Annotated in this window: 23 protein-coding genes; 5 read left to right on the top strand and 18 right to left on the bottom strand. The window is 69.4% G+C overall.

The features are described 5' to 3' along the window. Positions 1–102: 102 nt before the first annotated feature. Positions 103–1,113 carry an AraC family transcriptional regulator gene (locus AC3B6A_RS11465; protein ID WP_488402831.1) on the bottom strand — a complete coding sequence of 337 codons (1,011 nt, stop codon included), beginning with the start codon at positions 1,111–1,113 and terminating at the stop codon, positions 103–105. A 132-nt stretch (positions 1,114–1,245) separates the two neighbouring features. Between AC3B6A_RS11465 and AC3B6A_RS11460 the strand changes: the two genes are divergently transcribed. From AC3B6A_RS11460 to AC3B6A_RS11450, 3 genes are read left to right on the top strand one after another with little or no spacing between them, the layout of a single operon-like run. Continuing rightward, positions 1,246–2,865, top strand: coding sequence for an FAD-dependent oxidoreductase (locus AC3B6A_RS11460; protein WP_488402830.1), 1,620 nt, complete (start codon positions 1,246–1,248; stop codon positions 2,863–2,865). After that, the gene (locus AC3B6A_RS11455; RefSeq protein WP_488402829.1) at positions 2,862–4,034 is read left to right on the top strand and encodes an L-lactate dehydrogenase; all 1,173 of its coding nucleotides are present in this window, start codon (positions 2,862–2,864) and stop codon (positions 4,032–4,034) included. Before AC3B6A_RS11460 ends, AC3B6A_RS11455 begins: the two co-directional genes overlap by 4 nt. Before the next feature lie 23 nt (positions 4,035–4,057). After that, on the top strand, positions 4,058–5,716 hold the full coding sequence (locus tag AC3B6A_RS11450; RefSeq protein ID WP_488402828.1) for an acetolactate synthase large subunit: 1,659 nt from the start codon (positions 4,058–4,060) through the stop codon (positions 5,714–5,716). A gap of 60 nt (positions 5,717–5,776) precedes the next feature. On the opposite strand, the gene AC3B6A_RS11445 is transcribed toward AC3B6A_RS11450, so the two are convergent. The 5 genes from AC3B6A_RS11445 to AC3B6A_RS11425 form a co-directional block, all read right to left on the bottom strand. Continuing rightward, positions 5,777–6,229: a PaaI family thioesterase gene (locus tag AC3B6A_RS11445; protein ID WP_488402826.1), complete on the bottom strand. Its 453-nt coding sequence runs from the start codon at positions 6,227–6,229 to the stop codon at positions 5,777–5,779. A 131-nt stretch (positions 6,230–6,360) separates the two neighbouring features. Continuing rightward, a complete protein-coding gene (locus AC3B6A_RS11440) occupies positions 6,361–6,750 on the bottom strand; it encodes a hypothetical protein (RefSeq protein WP_488402825.1) in 390 nt (129 codons plus the stop codon). A 331-nt stretch (positions 6,751–7,081) separates the two neighbouring features. Continuing rightward, entirely contained in the window at positions 7,082–7,240 is a 159-nt protein-coding gene (locus tag AC3B6A_RS11435) for a hypothetical protein (RefSeq protein WP_488402824.1), read from the bottom strand. A gap of 142 nt (positions 7,241–7,382) precedes the next feature. Then, positions 7,383–8,327: an IS110 family transposase gene (locus tag AC3B6A_RS11430; protein WP_488399821.1), complete on the bottom strand. Its 945-nt coding sequence runs from the start codon at positions 8,325–8,327 to the stop codon at positions 7,383–7,385. Between the two features lie 1,014 nt (positions 8,328–9,341). Next, a complete protein-coding gene (locus AC3B6A_RS11425; RefSeq protein ID WP_488402822.1) occupies positions 9,342–10,463 on the bottom strand; it encodes a M14 family metallopeptidase in 1,122 nt (373 codons plus the stop codon). A gap of 207 nt (positions 10,464–10,670) precedes the next feature. Between AC3B6A_RS11425 and lpdA the strand changes: the two genes are divergently transcribed. Together lpdA and AC3B6A_RS11415 are read left to right on the top strand one after the other, a co-directional pair. Further along, a complete protein-coding gene (gene lpdA / locus AC3B6A_RS11420) occupies positions 10,671–12,086 on the top strand; it encodes a dihydrolipoyl dehydrogenase (protein WP_488402820.1) in 1,416 nt (471 codons plus the stop codon). Between the two features lie 245 nt (positions 12,087–12,331). Then, entirely contained in the window at positions 12,332–12,601 is a 270-nt protein-coding gene (locus tag AC3B6A_RS11415) for a DUF1652 domain-containing protein (protein WP_488402818.1), read from the top strand. Positions 12,602–12,690: 89 nt separating this feature from the next. On the opposite strand, the gene AC3B6A_RS11410 is transcribed toward AC3B6A_RS11415, so the two are convergent. From AC3B6A_RS11410 to AC3B6A_RS11355, 12 genes are all read right to left on the bottom strand, one after another. Further along, positions 12,691–13,062 (bottom strand): Rieske (2Fe-2S) protein, encoded by a 372-nt coding sequence (locus AC3B6A_RS11410; protein WP_488402817.1) that lies wholly within the window; start codon positions 13,060–13,062, stop codon positions 12,691–12,693. Positions 13,063–13,072: 10 nt separating this feature from the next. Continuing rightward, positions 13,073–13,384, bottom strand: a complete 312-nt coding sequence (locus AC3B6A_RS11405; RefSeq protein WP_488402815.1) for a YciI family protein — start codon at positions 13,382–13,384, stop codon at positions 13,073–13,075. Positions 13,385–13,386: 2 nt separating this feature from the next. Further along, complete coding sequence (locus AC3B6A_RS11400) at positions 13,387–14,253, bottom strand: intradiol ring-cleavage dioxygenase (RefSeq protein WP_488402814.1); 867 nt, start codon at positions 14,251–14,253, stop codon at positions 13,387–13,389. A gap of 75 nt (positions 14,254–14,328) precedes the next feature. Further along, positions 14,329–15,396 carry a maleylacetate reductase gene (locus AC3B6A_RS11395; RefSeq protein ID WP_488402813.1) on the bottom strand — a complete coding sequence of 356 codons (1,068 nt, stop codon included), beginning with the start codon at positions 15,394–15,396 and terminating at the stop codon, positions 14,329–14,331. An 8-nt stretch (positions 15,397–15,404) separates the two neighbouring features. After that, entirely contained in the window at positions 15,405–16,868 is a 1,464-nt protein-coding gene (locus AC3B6A_RS11390) for an aldehyde dehydrogenase family protein (protein ID WP_488402811.1), read from the bottom strand. Positions 16,869–16,995: 127 nt separating this feature from the next. After that, positions 16,996–18,015: a hydroxyquinol 1,2-dioxygenase gene (locus AC3B6A_RS11385; protein ID WP_488402810.1), complete on the bottom strand. Its 1,020-nt coding sequence runs from the start codon at positions 18,013–18,015 to the stop codon at positions 16,996–16,998. Between the two features lie 32 nt (positions 18,016–18,047). Further along, positions 18,048–18,539 (bottom strand): cupin domain-containing protein, encoded by a 492-nt coding sequence (locus AC3B6A_RS11380; protein ID WP_488402808.1) that lies wholly within the window; start codon positions 18,537–18,539, stop codon positions 18,048–18,050. Positions 18,540–18,712: 173 nt separating this feature from the next. Continuing rightward, positions 18,713–19,642: a LysR family transcriptional regulator gene (locus AC3B6A_RS11375; RefSeq protein ID WP_488402806.1), complete on the bottom strand. Its 930-nt coding sequence runs from the start codon at positions 19,640–19,642 to the stop codon at positions 18,713–18,715. Positions 19,643–19,783: 141 nt separating this feature from the next. Then, complete coding sequence (locus AC3B6A_RS11370) at positions 19,784–20,809, bottom strand: branched-chain amino acid ABC transporter permease (protein WP_488402804.1); 1,026 nt, start codon at positions 20,807–20,809, stop codon at positions 19,784–19,786. Then, the gene (locus tag AC3B6A_RS11365; RefSeq protein WP_488402802.1) at positions 20,809–21,672 is read right to left on the bottom strand and encodes a branched-chain amino acid ABC transporter permease; all 864 of its coding nucleotides are present in this window, start codon (positions 21,670–21,672) and stop codon (positions 20,809–20,811) included. Before AC3B6A_RS11365 ends, AC3B6A_RS11370 begins: the two co-directional genes overlap by 1 nt. 2 nt (positions 21,673–21,674) lie before the next feature. Beyond that, a complete protein-coding gene (locus AC3B6A_RS11360) occupies positions 21,675–22,367 on the bottom strand; it encodes an ABC transporter ATP-binding protein (RefSeq protein WP_488402801.1) in 693 nt (230 codons plus the stop codon). Next, positions 22,361–23,092, bottom strand: coding sequence for an ABC transporter ATP-binding protein (locus AC3B6A_RS11355; protein ID WP_488402799.1), 732 nt, complete (start codon positions 23,090–23,092; stop codon positions 22,361–22,363). Before AC3B6A_RS11355 ends, AC3B6A_RS11360 begins: the two co-directional genes overlap by 7 nt. Positions 23,093–23,094 lie beyond the last annotated feature (2 nt).

Raw genomic sequence — 23,094 nt, 5'->3', positions numbered from 1 at the left:
GCCGCGTGATCCGACGTTGCGGCATCTGTGCGGCGGCGGGTTCGCGAGCAAGCTCGCTCCTACGAAGAGCGAAGAGCGCGTGGGTGGGGGGCGGGTGTATCGCTAGTCGCCTGCGGGTGCGGCGCCCGCCTCGCCCGCCGCCTGCTGTCGCCACTGCGCGGGAGTCACGCCGGTCCAGCGCTTGAAGGCGCGCCAGAAGGTGCTGGGCTCGGCGAAGCCGAGGCTCTGGCCGATGTCCGCCAGGGCCTGCGAGCTGGTGGCCACGGCGTGCAGGGCGGCGTCGCGGCGGGCCTCGTCGAGCAGCGTGGAGAAGTCCAGCTGTTGCTGCTGCATGCGCCGCGCCAGGGTGCGCGGGCTCAGGCCCAGCGCCTGGGCGGCGCGGTTGCGGGTCGGTGGTTGGGCGTAGAGCTGCGAGTCGATCCAGCGGCGCAGGTCCTGCACCAGCGCGTCCGCCGGGGACAGCGCCGCCAGCCGCGCCGCCGCGTGCTGTTGATGGACGCGTGCCAGTTGCGCGTCGGCCTGCGGCAGCGGGGCGTCGAGCAGAACGTTGTCGAGCTGCACGCCGCTGAAGGCCTGGTCGAACTCCACCGGGCACTGGAAGACCGCGTGATAGCCCGCCATCGGGCCGACCCGCGACTGGCTGAACTGCACCTTGAGCGGCGGCTGGAAGCTCCCCGAGTTCCAGTGCGCGAAGGCGACCACGGCGGCCAGCACGGCTTCGATCTGGTGCGGGCTGAACGGCAGCCGGCCCTGGCACGGGTGGTACACCAGCCAACTGGCGTGGGCGCCGGGGATCATCTGCAGGCGCCCGCCGTCGCTGATCAGGCGCTGGTATTTCTGCACCACGGCGATGGATTCGCGCAGGGTGGGCGCCGATTGCAGCAGGTAGCTGACCACGTTGAAGCTGGCCGGGCCGACCAGCGCGCCGGCCTTCAGGCCGAACCCCGGGTCGCCGGTGAGCCGCGCCGCCGCGCGCCATAGCCGGGTGATGTGATCGACCGGCCAGCGCTCCTGCGCAAGCTCGGCCGGGGCGATGCCGGCGGCCTTGAGCAGCGCGTCGCGCCCCACGCCGCCGCGCTGCGCCGCGGCCAGGACGGTGTTGACCCAACTCATGGAAACACTGGCCTGCAAGGTCAATTGCCCTGTCCTCTGAAGTCAATCCGTGTGGATCATAGGCAGCTATCGTCGACCGGACAAGAAGCGCTCCGGGCAACCCGGGGCCGAGAAACGTACGGGATCGACGACATGCAGTTGCAATCCGATCTTGTGGTCGCTGGCGGTGGTCTGGCCGGCATCGTCACCGCGCTGGAGGCCCTGCGCGGCGGACTGCGCGTCACCCTGATCGACCGCGACAGCCCCGCGCGCTTCGGCGGACTGGCGCCCTGGTCGTTCGGCGGCATGGCGCTGGTGGGCACGCCGTTGCAGGCCCGCATGGGGATTCCGGACACCCCGGAAACCGCCCTGCGCGACTGGCTGCGTTTCGGCGAACTGGCGACGGATGACCAATACCCGCTGCAATGGGCGCGCTACTACGTGGAGCGCTCGCGCGCGGAGGTGCACGACTGGCTGCTGGGCGAAGGCGTGAAGTTCATGCCGGCGGTCAACTGGGTCGAGCGCGGCCTCAACGGCGAGGGCAACAGCCTGCCGCGCTACCACGTGGTCTGGGGCACCGGGCACGGGCTGAGCCAGGCGCTGATCGCCGCGCTGCGCGCCGCCGACAGCGGCGGACGCCTGACCCTGCTGCACCGCCACCGCGTCACCGCCCTGGAGCACCACGCCGGCAAGGTCGACGGCGTGCTGGCCGTCTGCGAGGACAGCGGCGCGGAAATCCGCGTGCAAGCGCCGGTGGTGGTGCTGGCCATGGGCGGCATCAACGGCGGCCACGCCCAGACCCGCGCCAACTGGCCCGCCGGGCGGCCGCTGCCGGCCGCCATGCTCAACGGCGCGCATCCCTACGCCGACGGCAGGCTGCACCACTGGGTCGCCGAGCACCTGGGCGGGCGCATCACCCACGCTGGCGAGATGTGGAACTACGCCGCCGGCTTCCCGCACCCCTATCCGCATTTCGACGGGCACGGGCTGTCGACCATTCCCTGCAAGTCCGCCCTGTGGCTGGACCACAGCGGCCGGCGCATCGGCCCCGAACCGCTGGTCACCGGCTTCGACACCCACTGGCTGTGCCAGCGCGTCGCCGAGCAGGAGAAACCCTGGACCTGGCACCTGCTGAACTGGCGCATCGCCGCCAGGGAGTTCGCCATTTCCGGGGCCGAGCACAACCCGCGCATCCGCGACCGGCAGTTCCCCGCCTTCCTCTGGGAAACCCTGACCGGCAACCACCGCCTGGTGCGGCAGATGCAGCGCGAGAGCCGGCATTTCCTGGTGGACGACACGCTGGCCGGGCTGGCCGAAAAGATGAACGCGCTGACCTGCTCGCTGGACGTCGACCCGCGCGTGCTGCAGGCCACCGCCGACGCCTTCGACGCCAACTTCGCCGGCGGCCGCAAGCTGCACAACGACGACCAGATCCGCCGCATCCTGCACGCCCGCCAGTGGGGCCCGGACCGCCTGCGCACCTGCAAGCCGGCGCCGCTGCAGAAGCCCGGCGCCGGGCCCTTCATCGCCATCCACGCGCAGCTGATCACCCGCAAGAGCCTCGGCGGCCTGCGCACCGACCTGCAAAGCCGCGTGCTGGATGCTGGCGGCCAGCCCATCGACGGTCTCTACTGCGTCGGCGAGGCCGCCGGTTTCGGCGGTGGCGGCGCCAGTGGCAAGCGGTCGCTGGAGGGCACCTTCCTCCCCGGCTGCATCCTCACCGCCCGCGCGGCAGCCCGCAGCATCCGCCACGGCGGCGGGGAGAACCGATGAGCAAACCCGCCTATCCCGCCACCGCCGCCGATTACCAGGCGCTGGCCCGCGCGCGCCTGCCGGGGTTCCTGTGCGACTACCTCGACGGCGGCGCCGGCGACGAACGCACGCTGCGCGCCAACGTCGAGGACTGGCAGGACATCCGCCTGCGCCAGCGCGTGCTGGTCGACGTCGAGCGGGTCGATACCCGCACCACCCTGGCAGGACGGCCCTGCGCCCTGCCGCTGGCGCTGGCCCCGGTCGGGCTGGCCGGCCTGATGGCGCGGCGCGGCGAGGTGCAGGCGGCCCGCGCGGCCGCGGAGCTGCAGGTGCCCTTCACCCTGTCCACCGTCGGCATCTGCTCGGTCGACGAAGTGCACGCCGCCGTCGCCCCGCCCTGCTGGTTCCAGCTGTACATGCTGCGCGACCGCGGCGCCGTCCGCGCCATCCTGGAAAAGGCCTGGACCAGCGGCTGCCGGACCCTGGTGTTCACCGTCGACCTGCCGCTGCCCGGCATGCGCCACCGCGACACCCGCCACGGGCTGAACGTCGGCGGCCTGCGCCCGGCGCTGCTCCGCGCGCGGCAGGTGCTCGCCCGCCCCGGCTGGCTGTGGAACGTCGCGCTGCGCGGCCGCCCGCTGACCTTCGGCAACCTCAGCGAGCAGGTGCCGGATGGGCGCAGCCTGGATGCCTTCAAGGCCTGGGTCGACAGCCAGTTCGACCCCAGCGTGACCTGGGCGGACATCGACTGGCTGCGCGGCCTGTGGCCGGGGACGCTGATGCTCAAGGGCATCCTCGGCGCCGAGGATGCGTGGCAGGCGGTGCGCGTCGGCGCCCAGGCGCTGGTGGTGTCCAACCACGGCGGCCGCCAGCTCGACGGCGTGGCCTCCACCGCCAGCAAGCTGCCCGAGGTCGTCCAGGCCGTCGGCAACGGCGTCGAGGTGCTGGTGGACGGCGGCGTGCGCAGCGGCACCGACCTGTTCCGCGCCCTGGCGCTGGGCGCGCGCGGCGTGCTGATCGGCCGTCCGTGGATCTGGGCGCTGGCCGGCGCCGGTGAAGCCGGCGTCCGCGCGCTGCTCGCCAGCTGGCAACGCGAACTGCTGCTGGCCATGACCCTGGCCGGCGTCACGCGGGTCGCCGACATCGGCCCCGCGCACCTCGACCACCTGAATCCACGCGCTACTCACTGAACAATAAAAACCAGGAGAATCCCATGCCCAACGGCGCTCAAGCCCTGATGAAGACGCTGGTCGATGCCGGAATCGAGGTCTGCTTCAGCAACCCCGGCACTAGCGAAATGCACTTCGTCGCCGCCCTCGACAGCGAGCCGCGCATGCGCGCCGTGCTCGCCCTGTTCGAGGGGGTGGCCACCGGCGCGGCGGACGGCTACGCGCGCATGGCCGACAAGCCGGCCGCCACCCTGCTGCACCTGGGCTGCGGCCTGGGCAACGGCCTGGCCAACCTGCACAACGCGCGCAAGGGCAAGGTGCCGGTGCTCAACATCGTCGGCGACCACGCCACCTACCACACCCAGTACGACGCGCAGTTGCAGTCGGACATCGAGACCGTGGCGCGCAACGTCTCGCCGGGCTTCGTGCGCACCTCCCGGCACACCGCCGAGCTGTGCCGCGATGCGGTGGAGGCCATCGGCGTCGCCCGCGGCTATCCGGGCCAGGTGGCCACGCTGATCCTGCCGGCGGACGTGTCCTGGGGCGAAGGCGGCCAGCCCTGCCCGCCGCCGCCGGCGCCCAGCCCCAAGGCCGCCGATGACGCCTGCATCGAGGCCATCGCCGGGGTGATCCGCTCGGGCCGCAAGGTCGCCCTGCTGCTCGGCGGCCGCGCCCTGCGCGAGGCCGACCTGCTGGCCGCCGCGCGCCTTGCCGCGCACAGCGGCGTCCGGCTGCTCGCCGAGGTGTTCCCCACGCGCCTGCAACGCGGCGCGGGCCTGCCGCCGGTCGAACGGATCGCCTACATGGCGGAGATGGCCGGCGTGCAGCTGGCGCAGGTCGAGGAACTGATCCTGGTCGACAGCAAGGCGCCGGTGTCGTTCTTCGCCTACCCGGGCAAGCAGAGCTACCTGGTGCCCGAAGGCTGCCGGGTGCACACCCTGGCCACGCCGGAGCAGGACACCACCGCCAGCCTGGAGAAGCTGGTCGCCGCGCTCGGCGCCGGACAGGCCACGCCCTTCCTGCAACCGGCGCAGCGCCCCGGCCGCCCGCGCGGCAAGCTGACCGCGCCGAAGGTGTGCAAGGCGGTCGGCCACCTGCTGCCGGAAAACGCCATCCTGGTCGACGAGGCCATCACCTCCGGGCTGATGCTCTCGGCGATGACCGCCGGCGCCCCGCGCCACGATGTCATCACCCTCACCGGCGGCGCCATCGGCCAGGGCCTGCCCAACGCCATCGGCGCGGCCATCGCCTGCCCGGACCGGCCGGTGCTGGCGCTGATCGGCGACGGCACCTCGATGTACACCATCCAGTCGCTGTGGACCATGGCGCGCGAGCGGCTCAACGTCACCTCGATCATCTTCAACAATGCGTCGTACTCGGTGCTCAACGTCGAGCTGGAGCGGGTCGGCGCGGACCAGGCCGGCCCCAAGGCGAGGTCGCAGCTGGACCTGCACGGCCCGGTGCTGAACTTCGCCCAGCTGGCCCAGGGCATGGGCGTGCACGGGGTGCGCGTGAGCACCGCCGAGGAGCTGGCGAAGGCGCTGGAGTACGCGCTGGCGCATCCCGGCCCGCACCTGATCGAGGCGCTGGTGCCCGAATCGCTCAGCGGCGCCAAGCGCAAGCTGCTGCCCTACCTGCTGCGCGCCCTGCCCAACCTGCCGCCGGCGGTGGCCGGCGCGCTCAAGCGCAAGCTGGCGCCCTGATCGCCCGTTGACGCGGACCGGGGCCTGGTCGCGGGCAGGCCCCGGTTCTGCCGGGGCCGGTCAGGCGTCGGCCAGCGGGCGCGGCGGGTTGACGTACTTGAAGGTGCCGGACGCCGAGGCCACGACCAGGCCGGCGCTGTTGCGCAGCTCGCCCTCGCAGAAGGCGATGGAGCGCGTGTGGTGCCGGACCGTGCCGAAGGCTTCGAGCACCTCGCCCACTTCGCCGCCGGGGCGCAGGAAGCTGGTCTTCATTTCGATGGTCACCACACCGCGGCCGGCTTCGTCCGCCGCGCTGGCGTTGAGCGCCATGGCCACGTCGAGCAGGGTCATGATCAGCCCGCCGTGGGCGTTGGCCCAGCCGTTGAGGTGGTGCGGCTCGATCCGCACGACGATGCGGCCCGGCTCCGAGCCGTCCGCCGCCGGCGCGTGGCGGAACTGCAGGTGGTCGAGCATGGGAATGGCGATGCCGCGATGGGCGGTGTAGAGCTTGAGCTGGTCGACGTCGAGGGGCATGGGCGGTTCCTGGCGCTGGGTGGGCCAGGCGATGTTCCGCGCTGCGCCCGGCGGCCCGCAAGCGCGGCGGCGCTGCATAGGCTGCGGGAATACCGGACGATTGCGCCGCGCGGACGGCGGCGCCCGGGCGTTCAGCGCGACTTGCGGCCGCTGCTTTTCACGGTCTGGCGTTCGACGGCCTGGACGAAGAGTTCCTCGACCATCAGCGACTGGATCGGCGCCTGGGTTTCCAGCGCCAGGCTCATGGCTTCGAGCCTGTGGTTGACGCCCAGGCGGGCGATGCCGCACAGCAGGATGCGCTGGCCGCCGGAGACCTTGCCCTTGTCGAGCCGCACTTCGCGGACCCGCTCGCCGTCCTGGTAGATCACCTTGAGGATGATCGGCGTTTCGCCGTGCACGCTGAGGTTGAGCCAGGTGGCGACGTTGAATTCGACCACCCAGCCCAGGCCGGTTTTCTTGGGCAAGGCTTCGCGGACCAGATGCGCCGGGACGGGTCCGAGGGGGGTGTTGTGGGTATCCATGAGCGACATCTGACGGCTGGGACGAAACGGACAGGCTGAGCGGAAGACACATCTTATGTGATGCAGTTCAAGTTTTCAGGTGATCTTTTGCAGGATCGCCGCGACGGGACGCGCATCGGAGTGCGGGAACGCGCCGCTCTGCAACGCGGCTTTCCGGGGTTTGCCGGGTAATGGTGGGGTGGTGACGGCTGGGGAAGGCGGAAACTGTCCGACGAAATGAACGCGGATGCGCTGGTCACGGAGACCGGTCCGACGCGGCGCGCCGGATCGGCCCTACCGTGTTTTCCGAGCTGGCTTGCACCAGTGGGGGATGGGCCCTGGGGCCCGTTGCTCAGGCCACCGCGCCAGCGTAGGTGCGAGGCCTGGTTTCGCCCGAGCGGTTCTTGCGCACTTCACGGCGCTCTCTGAAGTCCAGTTCTTCCATGGCGTCCATGCGTTCCTGCAGGTCTTCGATCTCCTGCGGGGTCAACAGCTTCCGGTGTCGAGTCATGTGCACCTCCTGCGTGCGAATGCCTCATTCATTGGACTAGCACGCGGAGTGGAAGATTCAACGGATTTGGTGGCGGGATTGATCGAGTGGTCAGGTGAAATGCACAACCGACACGCCCCACACCCTGTAGGAGATTCTATGTCTACCCCGCCGTATCACCCGCAGGTCGGTACGGCTGTTGGGTGGTCATCAGGGCAAAGGAGATTCTCGCCAGCTTGCGTGCAAGGATGGTCAGCGCCTGGGTTTTCTTCAGCCCCCGCGCCAGGTAGCTCTGGTAGAGATCGCGCCAGCGGTGGGTCCGGGCAGCGGACATCGCGGCGTTGTGCAGCAGGCGTCGCACTTCGGGGCTCCCTTGCTTGGTCAGCTTGCGCTGGCCGCAATAGCGGCCCGACTCCTTGACCCGCACATCCAGTCCCAGAAACGCGATGAATGCATCACCGTTGCGAAAGCTGCCGCGCAGAAAGGCCATGTTCAGGGCCGCCGCGGTCAATGGGCCGATACCCTCGATGGCCTGGCAGCGTTGGCTCTGCTCGCCCAGGCCGGCGTCGTGCAGGGCAGCCTGAATGAGCTTCTCCAGGCGCAGCTCCAGCACCGCCATGCGCCGCAGGACCGGTTTGAGTGCTCTCTTGAGCTCGCCATCCTGGGCAAAGCCCTGCCGCAGGGCCGTCGCGCTGCGAACCAGGAGGCTGCGGCGGTGCAGCAGGGTCTGCAGGCGGGTGTAGGTCTTGCTGGGCGGCTGCCAGGGCTCAAGCTGCGCGTGCTCGTGAGCCAAATAGCGGGCCAGGAGTTGGGCATCGCTGCGATCATCCTTGTTACGACCGCCAATCCCCTTGCGGTAGTTGCTCAAGCGATAGCCGTTGATGAGGTAGACCCGGTGCCCCTTGGCATACGCCAGGGTCGCTGCCGCCACGTGATAGGTGCCAGTGGCTTCGATGGCGATGGCGCAGCCGGCGGGCAGCTCCTTGAGCCAAGCCTTGATCGCGCGGACCTCGTTGGGCAACTCGCTGACTTCGCCTGAATGGGCATGGCAGAGACTCAGCGAGTCCTTGCCAACATCGATACCGATAACGGGGACCTGGCTTGTCATGGCGTACTCCGACGGGGAAGATGGAACAACCTGTCGGGGCTCACATCAGCGCAGGCTTGCCGGTATTGTCGGTCTGAGCTGCTACTCAGTTTCCGATGGATTCCTTATCGGCGCTTGGCGTGAGCGCGTGGGTGGGAGAAGTCTCCTACCGTCTGGTTTGCAGAAGCGAGCTTGGTCCCTCCACCCCCGACAGGTTCCTACCCTACGCCATACAAGCGAGCTTGCTCGCGAACCCGTTTGACGCCGGCCCTGCCGGCGGATCGCGGACAAGGTCCGCTCCTACACCTGCGAGGTGCATCGCTTTCGTAGGAGCGGATCTTATCCGCGATGCTTTTGATCGGGTGTTTCTGCGTCGCTTAGGCGTGTGCTGAGAGATTTGGTTTCGCCCTCCCGGGCGAGTCCCTTTTGGGGCCCCAAAAGGAACCAAAAGGGCCCGTCCCGACATCCGGGTCTTCGCTTCGCTCAGACTGCCCTCGCTCCGGCATTGCTCCGAGGGTCGGCTTGCAAGGGCCGTCCCTGGCCCTTCAAGCCTCTCGCGGCATCCATGCCGCTCGCCCCTCTGCGCAATACCTCCACTCGGCCTCCTGACGGGACTCTGCGCGCGCCTGCGATTTCGGTGTGACAGGCAGCGCCGCGGCTGAAGGATCGCTCTTCGTAGGATGGCGTGGAGCGAAGCGATACCCATCAGGGAATAACGCTGCGCGTTATCCCCCTGCGAAGAGTAAGAGCATCGCGGACAAAGGCTAGGCGCCCCCGTCTCTCCTGCAGGGTGCGCCGCTTTTGTAGGAGCGGAGCTTCTCCGCGATCCGCCGGCAGGGCCGGCGCTGGGCGGGTTCGCGAGCAAGCTCGCTCCTACGAAGAGCCAGAGCATCGCGGACAAAGGCTAGGCGCCCCCGTCTCTCCTGCAGGGTGCGCTGCTTTTGTAGGAGCGGAGCTTCTCCGCGATCCGCCGGCAAGGCCGGCGCTGGGCGGTTCGCGAGCAAGCTCGCTCCTACGAAGAGCCGGGGCTCTGGCTCAGCGCAGGTCGTCGAGCAGGCTGGCGATCGTGGTCAGCACCGCGCCGGCGAGGGCCTTGGAGCGCGCCCCGCTCCAGCCGGTGCGCGCATCGGGCGACAGGTTGTGGTCCTTGAACGGCATTTCCAGGGTCAGCGACAGGCAGTCGTAGGTCTGCCCGACGTGGTTGCAGGCCAGGGTCATGTTGGCCTTGCCCGGTGCGTCCTTCGGGTAGCCGTGCACGCTCTGGAACTCGCCGTTGGCTTCCAGGCGCTGGCGGAACAGGCTTTCCAGACGCTCCAGGCGCGGGGTGAAGCCGGGGTTGCCCTCGCAGCCGGCGGCGAACACGTAGGGGATTTCCTCGTCGCCGTGGATGTCGAGGAACTGGTCCACGCCGTATTTCGCCATCTGCTCCTGCACGAACAGCACTTCCGGACTCTCCTCGGCACTGGGCGCGGCCCAGGCGCGGTTGAGGTCCTTGCCGGCGGCGTTGGTGCGCAGGTGGCCGTGGAAGGCGCCGTCGGGGTTCATGTTCGGCACCAGGTAGAAATCGGCGCGCTCCAGCAGGCGCTGGATATCGGCATCGGCGGATTGCAGGCGCTCGATCAGGCCTTCCATGAACCACTCGGCCATGTGCTCGCCGGGATGCTGCTGGGCGATCAGCCAGATCCTGCGCGCGCCGGCCGCGCCCTTGCCGATGCGCAGCAGCGGCAGCTCGCGGCCTTCCAGGCTGTGGCCGGTGGCGAGCAGTTCGGCGCCATTGGCCAGGGTGCGTTTCACCAGTTCGGCATGGCGCTCGCGGCTGTAGGGCTCGAAGTAGGCGAACCAGGCCTGCGGCTGTTCGGCGTCGAGGCTGAAGTGCAGGCCGTCGGCGTCGTAGCTGCTGGGCACGCGGAACCAGTCGCGCTGGTCATGGGACGCCACGGCGTTGTAGCCCGGCCAGCCGCCGGTGTAGCTGGAGCCGGCGGCGTTGGTCAGGCTGAAGCGGTACTGCTGGCCGGGCTGCAGGCCCTCGGCCTTGAAGTGGAACCACTGGAAGTGCGGGCTTTTCGTGTCCGGCCGCAGCGCCAGGCGCACGTGGCGCGGGGCGCTGTCGTCGATGACCTGGATGTTGCCGCTGTCGAAATCGCAGTCGATTTTCATGAATTCTCCGTAGGCGCGAACCCGGGGCGCCAAAGCCCGGCATTTTCGCCCTCCCCGCCGTGCCTGTCATGTGCTGGCGATTCGTCCAGGCTTATATATTATGAGTGAAATATAAATCGAACGACGCAATCCCGCGGGCCTATGCTGGTGATCCGGCGGGCGCGGGCTAACCTCGATTCACCCCTTTTCCAACCCGGAGAACCCTGCATGAGCACTTACGATGTGATCGTCATCGGCGGCGGCCCCGGCGGCTACAACGCCGCCATCCGCGCCGGCCAGCTGGGCCTGAAGGTCGCCTGCGTGGAGGGCCGCGAAACCCTCGGCGGCACCTGCCTGAACGTCGGCTGCATGCCGTCCAAGGCGCTGCTGCACGCCTCCGAGTTGTATGAGGCGGCGGCCGGCGGCGAGTTCGCCAACCTCGGCATCCAGGTCAAGCCCAAGCTCGACCTGGCGCAGATGATGAAACAGAAGGCCGAGAGCGTGGCCGCGCTGACCAAGGGCGTGGAGTTCCTGTTCCGCAAGAACAAGGTGGACTGGGTGAAAGGCTGGGGCCGCCTGACCGGCCCGGGCAGCGTGGAAGTGACCGCCGCCGACGGCAAGAAGACGTCGCTCACCGCCAAGGACATCATCATCGCCACCGGCTCGGAGCCCTCCCCGCTGCCGGGCGTGGAGGTCGACAACCAGCGCATCCTCGACTCCACCGGCGCGCTGTCGATCCCCGAAGTGCCCAAGCACCTGGTGGTGATCGGTGCCGGGGTGATCGGCCTGGAACTGGGCTCGGTGTGGCGCCGCCTGGGCGCCGAGGTCACGGTGATCGAGTACCTCGACCGTATCTGTCCCGGCATGGACCTGGAAACCGCCAGGACCTTCCAGCGCGCGCTGACCAAGCAGGGCATGAGCTTCAAGCTCGGCTCGAAAGTCACCCAGGCCAAGGTCAGCGACAAGCAGGTGACCCTGAGCGTGGAACCGGCCGCCGGCGGCGCGGCAGAGTCGATCCAGGCCGAGCTTATTCAGGCAGATCATGTGCTGCTCGCCATCGGCCGCCGCCCCTACACCCAGGGGCTGGGCCTGGAGAACGTCGGCCTGGCCACCGACAAGCGCGGCATGCTGGAGAACCACGAACACCGCAGCGGCGTGCCGGGCATCTGGGTGATCGGCGACGTGACCTCCGGGCCGATGCTGGCGCACAAGGCCGAGGACGAGGCCATCGCCTGCGTCGAGCTGATCGCCGGCAAGGCCGGGGAAGTGAACTACGACGTCATCCCCAGCGTGATCTACACCCACCCGGAAGTCGCCACCGTGGGCCGGACCGAGGAGCAGCTCAAGGCCGAGGGCCGCGCCTACAAGGTCGGCAAGTTCCCCTTCACCGCCAACAGCCGGGCGAAGATCAACCACGAGACCGAGGGCTTCGTGAAGGTGCTGGCGGACGAGCGCAGCGACGAAATCCTCGGCGTGCACATGATCGGCCCGAACGTCGGCGACATGATCGCGGAATACTGCGTGGCCATGGAGTTCCGCGGCGCCGCCGAGGACATCGCGCGCACCTGCCACCCGCACCCGACCCGTTCCGAGGCGCTGCGCCAGGCGGCGATGAACGTGGACGGCTGGGCCATGCAGGCCTGACCGCCCGTCGCTTCTGACGAACGGTACATGCGGCGCGATGGCGCACCCACCACAGCGCTGCAGGCCACGGCTGACGGGGCCTGCAGCGTTTCGCTCAGATTGATTTGCGACCACTTTGTGTACAAACGCGACATAGGACGTGACTTTCTTCGCTTCCGAAAACATCAATTGCGTGAACGAACACGATGGCGGATGGACCGCCGTCGCCATCTTCGCAACGGATTACCGCGCAGAGAGATCACACCATGAATGCGACCCTTCGTTTCAACGAGGCTCTGCTGATCACCGGACGAGCCTTCCAACCCTTCCAGTGCGTGACCTGGGTTGACCAGGGGGGCGACGGCAGCCTCGACCTGTCCGTCCTCGACCGGACCGGCACCCGCCTGCTGGGCCTGACCCGCATCCCCTGTTCAGCCTATTCCGACCCGGAACAGCTCGAAGACCTGCTGGTCCAGGCCCGCGACGAGCTGAACCGCGAAGGCTACCGCCTGCAGGACTGGCACATGCCCGGCTGATCCCGGCAGCATGAAAAAGCCCGGCCAAAAGCCGGGCTTTTTCTTTTCAGGCGGCGCCGATCGACGCCGTGGAGCAGCGGGACGCCTCGCTACCCGACGATGCACCCGGAGCGTGCCCGGCCAGAATGCTCCTCCAGCCAGAGACCGCCATCCTCGATACGCATCGACATCGGCTCCAGGCGCGCGCCTGCGCAGGGGCCGTCGATGCACAGGCCATCGTCGAAACGGAACATCGCGCTGTGGTGGGCGCACATCAGCAGTTGCCGGTCGTAGGTGCAGAACTCTCCCGGGCGAAAGTCCAGCGGCACGGAGAAATGCGGGCAGCGATTGCGGTACAGCCAGGCTTCGGCGCCGCGCCGCACCGCCACCAGCGCCAGGCCCTCGCCGTCGCGTGTCAGGTGCAGGGCCTTGGCGCCGCCGTCGGGTATCTCATCCAGCGCGCAGAGCAGGATTGCGTTCACCTTCACCTCCTCAGCTCCGGTATTCCGGATTGCCCAGGCCCCAGTTCCACAGGCGGATTTCGACACGCTCGAAAAGCCCCGCACGCACGTAGGGATCGTCGTCGAGAAAGGCGCGCACCTCGTCCAGCGAGGCGGCCTGCACGACCAGCAGGGTACCGTTCATGCAGCCGTCGGCGCCGTCCAGCGTCGGGCCGCCAAGCCGCACCAGCACCCGATGCGGGTGCGGGTTGCGCAGGTGCTCGCGGTGGGCCGGGCGCATGCGTTGGCGCAGCGCCAGCAGCTCCGGCTTGTCGGTGGCGAACACGGCGAAATACTGATCCATCGTCAGCCACGCTCCAGCACGAAGTCGTAGCGCGCCAGGCGGAACCCGCCGGTGAAATCGAAGCGGGCCGCCAGCGGATGGCCGGGCGCGCACGGCTGGTAGACCACCCGCAGGGAATCCTTGACGCCGAACACCGCATCCGACTCCAGGTACGGATCGTCGTGGTTGAACAGGTGGGTCACCAGGGTGCGCTGGCCGGCGGCCTCGATCATGAAGTGCAGGTGCGCCGGGCGCCACGGATGGCGGCCGGTGGCCGCGAGCAACTGGCCGACCGGGCCGTCGGTGGGGATCGGGTAGCTGACCGGCACGATCGTGCGGATGGCATAGCGCCCCTCGCCGTCGGTGCGGTAGCGCCCGCGCAGGTTGCCCGCCGGCTGCGCCTCGTCCTGGCCGGAGTACATGCCGTTCTCCGCGGTCTGCCAGACGTCCAGCAGCGCCCCGGCGACCGGCTGGCCGTCGGCATCGAGCACGCGGCCGGTGACCAGCGCCGGCACGCCGGGGGTGAAGGCCATGTTCTCGCCCTGGACGCGCTCCGGCATGCCGGCAATGTAGAACGGGCCGAACACCGTGCTTTCGGTGACGTGCGCGGCGGCGCGGTGGTTGATCGCGTCGACCAGCATCGACAGGCCGGTCACATCGGAAAGCAGGATGAATTCCTGGCGCACCTGGCCGTCGCACTTGTGCCCGGTGGCGGTGAGGAAGCGGATACCCTCGAACCACTCGGCCTCGGTCAGTTCCACTTCGCTGGCGAATGCGTGCAGGTGGCGCACCAGGCTCTGCACCAGTTGCCGAAGGCGTGGGTCGGCGGTGCCCGCGAAGCTGGCCACGGCCTGGTCGGTGATTCGGGTTTCTGGGCTGACGCTTGTCATTCTTGTTCTCGCTGTCGGCGGCCGGTGATGACCCGCCCGCCGGCAGCCGGCCGGCAGGCGGGGAACGGCTGGCGGTCAGGCCGGCGGCAGGCCCTGGCGGGCGCGCTGCAGCAGCGCCTCGATGGCCGCCTGCTCGAATGGCCGGGGGTTGTAGTAGGGACTGGCGCAGGCGATGCGCGCCGCTTCCGCCGGGCCTTCCGGCGGCAGGCCGATGGCCTCCAGCGCCAGCGGGATGCCGAGCTTGCGGTTGAGCGCGAACAGCAGCGCGCCCACCTCCTCCGCGCGCTCGCCGCCCAGTGCGCGGGCGGCGCGGGTCAACGGCCCGGCGGCGGCCTCGCGGTTGTAATGCGCGGCATGGGGCAGGACGATCGCATGCGCCTGGGCGTGCGGCAGGTTGAAGGTGCCGCCGAGGGTGTGGCAGAGCTTGTGGTGGATGGCCATGCCCACCGAACCCAGGCAGATGCCGGCCAGCCAGGCGCCGTAGAGCGCGCGGCTGCGCGTGTCCTCGTCGAGCGGATCGGCGACCACCTGCGGCAACGCCTCGGCCAGGGCGCGGATCGATTCCTCGGCCATCAGGCTGACGATGGGGTTGGCGTCCTGGGCGTAGAGCGCCTCCAGCGCATGGGCCATGGCGTTCATGCCCGAGCAGGCGGAGATCGCCGGCGGCAGCGTCAGGGTCAGCTGCGGGTCGTAGATCACCGTCTTCGGCAGCACCCGCGGGTCGCGCCCGGTCTTCTTCAGGCGGTTCTCGGTGAGGCCCCAGATCGGCGTCATTTCCGAACCGGCATAGGTGGTCGGGATCGCCAGGATCGGCAACCCGGAATCCAGCGCGATGGCCTTGCCCAGGCCGATGGTCGAGCCGCCGCCGATGGCCACGCAGCAATCGGCACCGCGCCGCGCGGCCTCCGCGCGGGCGGCCTGGGCCACCTCCAGCGGCACGTGCATCACCGCCTGCGGGTAGACCCCGGCGCTGCGCGCGCCGAGCAGCTTGGCGACACGCTCGCCCTGCTCCCGTTGCTCCGGCGTGGTGAGGATCAGCGCACGCTCGGCGCCCAGGCGCTGGATTTCCTCGCCCAGGCTGGCCAGCGAACCCGCGCCGAACACCACGCGGCTCGGCGTGCCCTGGTAGATGAATGACTGCATGGCGGACCTCAGCGTTTGAAGTGGGGGGGAATCTGCGCGTCCACGTTGACCCACACCGAGCGCGCCTCGGTGTAGTCGTGGATCGCCTCGAAGCCCATCTCGCGGCCGTAGCCGGACTGGCCGACGCCACCGAAGGGGCTGCCGGGGCTGACGCGCTTGTAGCAGTTGATCCAGCACATGCCGGCGTGGATGCGCTCGGCCATGCGGTGCGCGCGCTGCAGGTCGCGGGTCCAGAGGCCGCTGCCCAGGCCGTAGGCGGTGCCGTTGGCGATCGCCAGGGCTTCCTCGTCGGTGGAGAAGCGCAGCACGGTGACGAACGGACCGAACACTTCCTCCTGCGCCACGCGGTCGCCGGGTCTGGCCTCGACCACGGTCGGCTCGACGTAGTAGCCGCCGGCCAGCGCCGGATCGCTCGGCGCCTTGCCGCCGGTGAGGATGCGGCCGCCCTCCTGCTGCGCCACTTCCACATAGGACAGCACGCGGTCGCGGTGCAGGGCCGAGGTCAGCGGGCCCATTTCGGTCTCGGGGTCGAGCGGGTTGCCGAGGCGGATCGACTTCGCCAGTTCGACGAAGCGGCCGAGGAAGTCGTCGGCGATGCGCTCGTGGAGGATCAGCCGCGAGCCGGCGATGCACGCCTGGCCCTGGTTGTGGAAGATCGCCCAGGCCGCGCCGTTGATCGCCGCGTTCAGGTCGGCGTCCTCGAACACGATGTTGGCGCCCTTCCCGCCCAGTTCCAGCTGCACGCGCTTGAGGTTGCCGGCGGAAGCCTCGACGATGCGCCGGCCGGTGGCGGTGGAGCCGGTGAAGGCGATCTTGCCCACCTCCGGGTGCTCGGCCAGGCGCTGGCCGGCGCTGTAGCCGTAGCCCGGCACCACGTTGACCACGCCGTCCGGGAAGCCGACTTCCTTCATCAGTTCGGCGATGCGCAGGGTCGACAGCGGGGTGATCTCCGACGGCTTGATCACCACCGTGTTGCCGGCGGCCAGCGCCGGGCCCATCTTCCAGCTGGTGAACATCAGCGGGAAGTTCCACGGCACGATCTGCCCGACCACGCCGACCGGCTTGCGCTGCACGTAGTTGAGGAAACCGGCCTCGACCGGGATCACCGAACCCTCGATCTTGTCGGCGATGCCGCCGAAGTAGCGGAAGCAGGCGGCGGTGCGCGGCACGTCGAGATTGCGCGAGTCGCGGATGGGGTGGCCGGTGTCCAGCGACTCCAGCTGCGCCAGTTCCTCGGCGTTGGCCTCGATGGCGTCGGCCAGCTTGAGCAGCAGGCGGCCGCGCGCGGCGGCGGGCAGCGCGGCCCAGGCCGGGAAGGCACGTTTCGCGGCGGCGACCGCCAGGTCCACGTCCTCCGCCTCGGCAGCGGCGATGCGGGTGATCAGCGAGCCGTCGGCCGGATTCAGGACCTCGATCTCGCCACCCTTGAGGGCGGGGACGAAGCGGCCGTCGATGAACAGTTGGTTTTGCATGGGCAAAGCTCTCCGTGCGCCACCGGCAAGGCTCGATGGCGTGAGGACTTGATGGAAATTGCGGAGTGGCTGGATTCCCGTCCCCCTCCCGAAGGGAAAGGGGCTCGTACGGAGTGGCCGGCCGGGCTCAGAACTCGACCGGGTAAGGCGCCAGCTCGCCGCTCTCGTAGCGCTGCGGCAGGTTCGGCGTGGCGTTCTCCCACACCAGCAGCATCGAGCGCTTGGTGGAATAGCCCTGGTGGCGGATGTCGGCGGGCATCGCGGCGATGTCGCCGGCGCGCATGGTCACGCGGGCGCGCGGGGTGCCGTCGTCCTTGTCGGCGACATCCCAGATGATCTCGTCGGACAGCTGCAGGAACCACTCGATGCGGTCGTTGCCGTGGAACACCGGGAGGATGAATTCCTCGGTGGTCGGGCAGAACAGGCTGGCCTTGCACACCGAGCTGACCGAGGGGTTCCAGGTCACGTCCGAACGCGACAGGTACTTGAACAGGTTGATCGCGTGCAGCTCGCCTTCGAAGCCTGCGGCGGCATGCACTTCCGGCTCGTCCTGGGGCACGTCGGCGAACTGGCGGTTCACCGGCAGGTCGTCGCGCAGCGGCGAGTCGTCCGGCAGCCCTGGCATGCGCTTGGTGGCGATGCGGAAGCGCTCGATGGCGTCGAGGTTGTCGCCGTGCTTGCGGCCGTAGGCGCTGCCGGTTTCCTCCGGCGCGGCGAAGGGGTCGAAGCCTTCGTTGGTCCAGTCGCGCAGGATGGCCTTGAAGGTGGCCATGATCTTCGGCGTCTCGAACTGTTCGATGTAGTCGACCCCGGCGTCCCTGAGCACACCGTTGAAGGTGCCGGCGTAGAGGTCGACCTTGCCGTAGTGGTTGCGGGTGCCGATCACCGAGTCGAAGTTCACCCAGCCGTAGAAGAAGCCCCAGGCCACGTCGCGCATCATCGCGCGGAGGAAGGCGTCGGCGGGGATCAGGTGCGAGCGCAGCTGGCCCTTGGCCGGCCACTCGATGCGCGCGAAGTATTCATCGCGGGACAGGGTGAAGGCGCCGAGGCGGAAGCTGCGGTAGCCGGTGACGGCATCGCAATGGCTGGCTTCGACCTCGTCGAGGGCGAAGGCGCGGGTCGGTTCGAGCGTTTCGGGCATGGCCATGGGGAGGCTCCTTTTATTGTTCGCTGGCGGGCTTACTTGAGGCAGATGTCCGCCCACTTCTCGACCGAGAGCGGGCCCTTGATGGTCTGCTGCAGCAGTACGCCGGGGCGGCCGCTCTCGAAGCGGTAGGCGCAGCCGGCCGGCAGCAGGGCCTGGTGGCCGCGCTTGAGCAGCACGTAACCCATGGGCTTGCCCCTGGGTTGCTCGCCGGCCAGCGCGGTGCCCTCGCCGTCACGCAGCGGTTCGTCGAGCTTGAGGAAGTCGATGCGCACCTCGCCGTCCATGCAGATGGCGAATTCGTCGTGGGCGCAGTGGAACCAGGGGGAACGGCCCTCGGCGCGCAGCACCTCGATGACGTAGCCGAGGTTCAGGCCGACCACGACCTTCTCGTAGGCGGCGGACTGGCTGGCGACTTCGAAGACGTTGGAGAAGGCATAGTGGCGGGCGTCGCCCTTGACCAGTTCGATGGAGCCCTTGCGGTAGTCGTCGAGGGCGCCGAAGACAGTGCGAAATGCGGCATTCATGTCGTTCACCGTTTTGTTGTTGTAGTCGTTGGGAACAAGGTACGAGTCCCGGGCCCCGCCAACAATCACAGACGGTCCGACAGGAGTGTTCGCAAATCACGAACAAAAACCGCGCCCGGGCGGGGCGCGGTCATCGTGGTCGGAGGGCGCTTGCGGGGCCGGACGAAGGCGCCTCAGCGCACCCAGCCCTTTTCCAGCAGCGGCCGGTCCCAGGCCGGCTCGTCGGTGATCCGCTCCACCAGGAAGTCGATCAGGCTGCGCACCTTGAGCGCGCGCCGCTGGGTGGCGGGAAACACCGCGGAGAAATTGAACGACGACAGCGGGTAGTCGATCAGCAGCGGCACCAGGCGGCCGCTCTGCAGGTCGGCGCCGGCCACCAGGGTCGGCAGGCAGGCCAGCGCCGAGCCGGTCAGCGCGTAGTCGCGCAGCAGGTGCACGGAGTTGGAGCGGACCTGCCCCGGCAGGCTCAGCTCGATCACCTCGCCGCCGTGGTGGAATTGCCAGCGGTTGCGCGTCGGGTAGCCCTCGTAGAGCGCGATGCGGTGCTGCAGCAGCTCCTCCGGGTGCTGCGGCGCCGGGTGCCGCTGCAGGTATTCCGGGCTGGCGACGAACAGCCGGCGCACGCTGAACAGCTTGCGCTCGATGAGGGTCTCGGCCTGCGGCGGGAACATCTGGAAGGCGACGTCGAAGCCCTCCTCGATGGGATCGACGACGCGGTCGTTGACGATCACGTCCACCTCGATGTCCGGGTACAGCTCGGCGAACTCGGCGAGCAGCGGGCCGAAGTGATGGATGGCCAGCCCCGGCAGCATCTGCACGCGCAGCTTGCCGGTGGGCTTGGCGCGCAGGTCGCGCATCTGCTCGGTGAGGGCCTTGAAGCCGGCGACCATGTCGGCGCATTCCTTGTAGTAGGTCTCGCCCACTTCGGACAGGCGCACATGGCGGGTGCTGCGGTGGAACAGCGGCGCGCTGATGAACTGCTCCAGCTGCTGGATGCGATGGGTGATCACCGAGCGGGTGACGCCCAGCTGCTGGGCAGCCCGGGCGAAGTTGCCGGTCTCGGCGACGCGGACGAACGCCTCGATGCTGAGCAGGTGATCCATTGGGCCTCCGGTTCTTGTTCTTATGGATGCGGCAACGCCGGCCAGAACGGATTCTAGCCGGCGCCGGGGGGCGACGTTGCAGGTCGCGGGCGAACGGGGGGAGCGCAACTGCGTCGACGGGTCTCGCCGCCCCCGCTCACTCTACGGGCCCCGGTATGGGCTGAGCGTCCTGCGCATCGGCAGCAGTTGCCAGCCGTAGCGCTCGCCGAGCAGGCCCCAGATGCCCTGCGGGGCCTTGAGCATCATCAGCACCGCGACGCTGCCGAGGATGATCATGTACAGCGGCCCGTAGCTGGCGAAGCAGGCGCGCAGGGCGAAGTACACCAGGGTGCCGATCAGCGGTCCCTCCAGGCTGCCGATGCCGCCGATGATGACGATGAAGATCACCGCGGCGGTCCAGTCCTGCACGCTGAACGCGGCGTCCGGGGAAATGCGCAGCTTCTGCAGGAAGATCAGCGCGCCGACCAGGCCGGTGCCGCCGGCGGCCAGCACATAGACCAGCAGGCGCGTGCGCCGGGTGTTCACCCCCAGGCTGCCGGACGCCGCCTCGGAGTCGCGGATCGCGGTGAGCGCCAGGCCCTGGCGCGAACGCAGGAGGAGGAACATCGCCGCCATCACCGCCACGGCGATGCCCAGCGCGCTGAAGTACAGCAACGCCTCACGTGCATCGCGGCTGGCGCCCAGGCTGCGGATCACCGTCGCCGGCAGGCTCTGCCCGGAACCGCCGCCGAGGCTGCCCACCTGCGCCAGGCCCAGGCGGAACACCTCGGCCAGCACCCAGGTGCCGATGGCGAAATAGGCGCCGCGCAGGCGGAACAGCAACAGCGCCGAGGGCACCGCGAGCAGCGCGGTCAGCAGCCCCGCCGCCAGCAGCGCGAGCAGCGGCGGCAGGCCCAGCTTGCCGGCGAGCAGGAACAGCAGGTAGCCGCCGAGGCCGACGAACGCCTGCTGGCCCACCGAGACCATGCCGCCATAGCCGGCCAGCAGGTTCCACAGTTGCGCCAGCGCCAGGTAGTAGGCGAACTCGATCACCGCGTGCTGCAGCGCCGGGGACGCCCACAGCGGCAGCGACAGCAGCAGGCACAGCAGGCCGCCGAGCAGGCCCAGGCCGACGCGGCTGCTGCGGGTGGTGCGTTGCACCCGCCAGACGGGATTCATGGCATTCATCAGTCGACACTCCGGGGGAACAGGCCGCGCGGGCGGACCAGCAGGATCAGCAGGAACATCAGGTGGCCGGCGAGGATCTGCCAGCCGGGGTCGATGCGCGCGCCCACGGCCTGCGCCACGCCGAGGATCACGCCGCCGGCCAGGGTGCCCCAGAGGCTGCCGAGGCCGCCGATGATCACCGCCTCGAAGCCGTACAGCAGGCGCCCCGGCCCGATGGCCGGATCGAAGCTGGTGCGGATGGCGAGGAACACCCCGGCGATGGACACCACCGCCATCGCCAGGCCCATGGCCAGGCCGAACAGCTGGCTGTTGTCGATCCCCATCAGGCGCGCGGTCTGCGCGTCGTCCGAGGTGGCGCGCAGGGCGCGGCCGAGCGTGGTGCGGTAGAACAGCAGCTGCAGGCCGCCGATCACCAGCAGCGCGCAGCCGAACACCAGCAGCGGCATGACGCCGACGCTGATCCCGCCGAGGCTGACGCTGGCGACTTCCAGCGCGCCCTGGGAGAGCTTGCGGCTGTCGGCGCTGAAGCCGGCCAGCAGCGCGTTCTGCACGATCACCGAAAGGCCGAAGGTGACCAGCAGCGGCGGCAGGATGTCGCCGCCCAGGGTGCGGTTGAGCAGCAGGCGCTGCAGCAGGTAGCCGAGGCCGAACATCGCCGGCACCACCAGCACCAGGCTGGTGAGCGGCGAGATGCCCAGGCCGTTGCACAGCACCAGCGCCAGGTAGGCGGCCAGCACGATGAAGTCGCCGTGGGCGATGTTGACCAGGCGCATGATGCCGAACATCAGCGACAGGCCGACCGCGAACATGGCGTACAGGCCGCCCAGCAGGACGCCCTGGATGAGGGTATTGAGCCAGTCCATATCTAGATTCCGAAGTAGGCCGCGCGGATCTGCTCGCGGCTCGCCTGGTGCGGGCGGCCGCCGAGGGACACGCGCCCCTCCTGGAAGCAGTAGAAGCGGTCGGCGACGCTGAGCGCCTGGTTGATGTCCTGTTCGACGAGAATCAGCGAGGTGCCGCCGGCCTTGATCGCCGGCAGCGCCGCGTAGATGTCGCGGATGACCGTCGGCGCCAGCCCCAGGCTGATCTCGTCGCACAGCAGCAGCGCCGGGTTGGACATCAGAGCGCGGCCGATGGCGACCATCTGCTGCTGCCCGCCGGACAGCGCCGTGCCCGGCCGCCGGCGCAGCTCGCCGAGCACCGGGAACAGCCGGTAGACGCGCTGCAGGTCCCAGGCGCCGCGACGCTTGCTCCAGGCGCCGATCTGCAGGTTTTCCTCCACCGACAGCGAGGGGAACAGCCGGCGCCCTTCCGGTACCAGGGCGATGCCGCGGCGCAGCACCCGGTTGGCCGGCAGCGCGCCGATGGCCTCGCCGCGAAAGCGGATGGCCTCCGGGGCGTTGCGAATCAGCCCGGCCAGCGAGCGCAGGAAGGTCGACTTGCCGGCGCCGTTGGCGCCGATGATCGCCAGGGTCTCGCCCTCCTCCAGTTCCAGGTCGAGGTCGAACAGCGCCTGGAAGTCGCCGTAGCCGGCGCGCAGCCCTTGAACCTTCAGCATGCCGCACCTCCCATGCCCAGATAGATTTCCTGCACCCGTGGATTGGCCATCACCGCCTGCGGCTCGCCTTCGTCCAGCTTGCTGCCGAAGTTGATCACCAGCAGGCGGCCGACCACGGCCAGCAGGGCATGCACGATGTGCTCGATCCAGATGATCGCGGTGCCGCCGCGGTGGATGTGCTGGATGGTCTCCACCAGTGCATGGCACTCGGCCTCGGTCAGGCCGCCGGCGATCTCGTCGAGCAGCAGCAGGCGCGGCCGCGTGGCCAGCGCGCGGGCCATCTCCAGGCGCTTGCGTTCGAGCAGGGTCAGCGAGCCGGCGAGCACGTTGGCCTTGCGCAGCAGGCCGGTGGTCTCCAGCACCTGCGCGCACCACTCGTTGGCGCCGCGCTCGTCCTCGCCGCCGCCGAAGGCCGCGCCCACCAGCAGGTTCTCGAACACCGTCATCTTCACGAACGGATGCGGGATCTGGTGCGAACGGCCGATGCCCAGCCGGCAGCGCCGGTGCACCGCTTCGCGGGTCACGTCGACCCCGGCGAAGCGGATGCTCCCGGCGTCGGCGCGCACGCCGCCGGCGATCAGGTTGAACAGGGTGCTCTTACCCGCGCCGTTCGGCCCGATGATGCCCAGCGCCTCGCCCGGGGCGAGCTGCAGGCTCAGGTCATCAGTCACGGTGACCGGGCCGTAGCGCTTGCGGAGGCCGTCGACGGCCAGCAGTGGCTGCATGG

Source organism: Pseudomonas sp. B12(2026), from assembly GCF_057767015.1.
The sequence above is the reverse complement of the archived record's forward strand: the minus strand, read 5'-3'. Positions and strand labels throughout refer to the sequence as shown.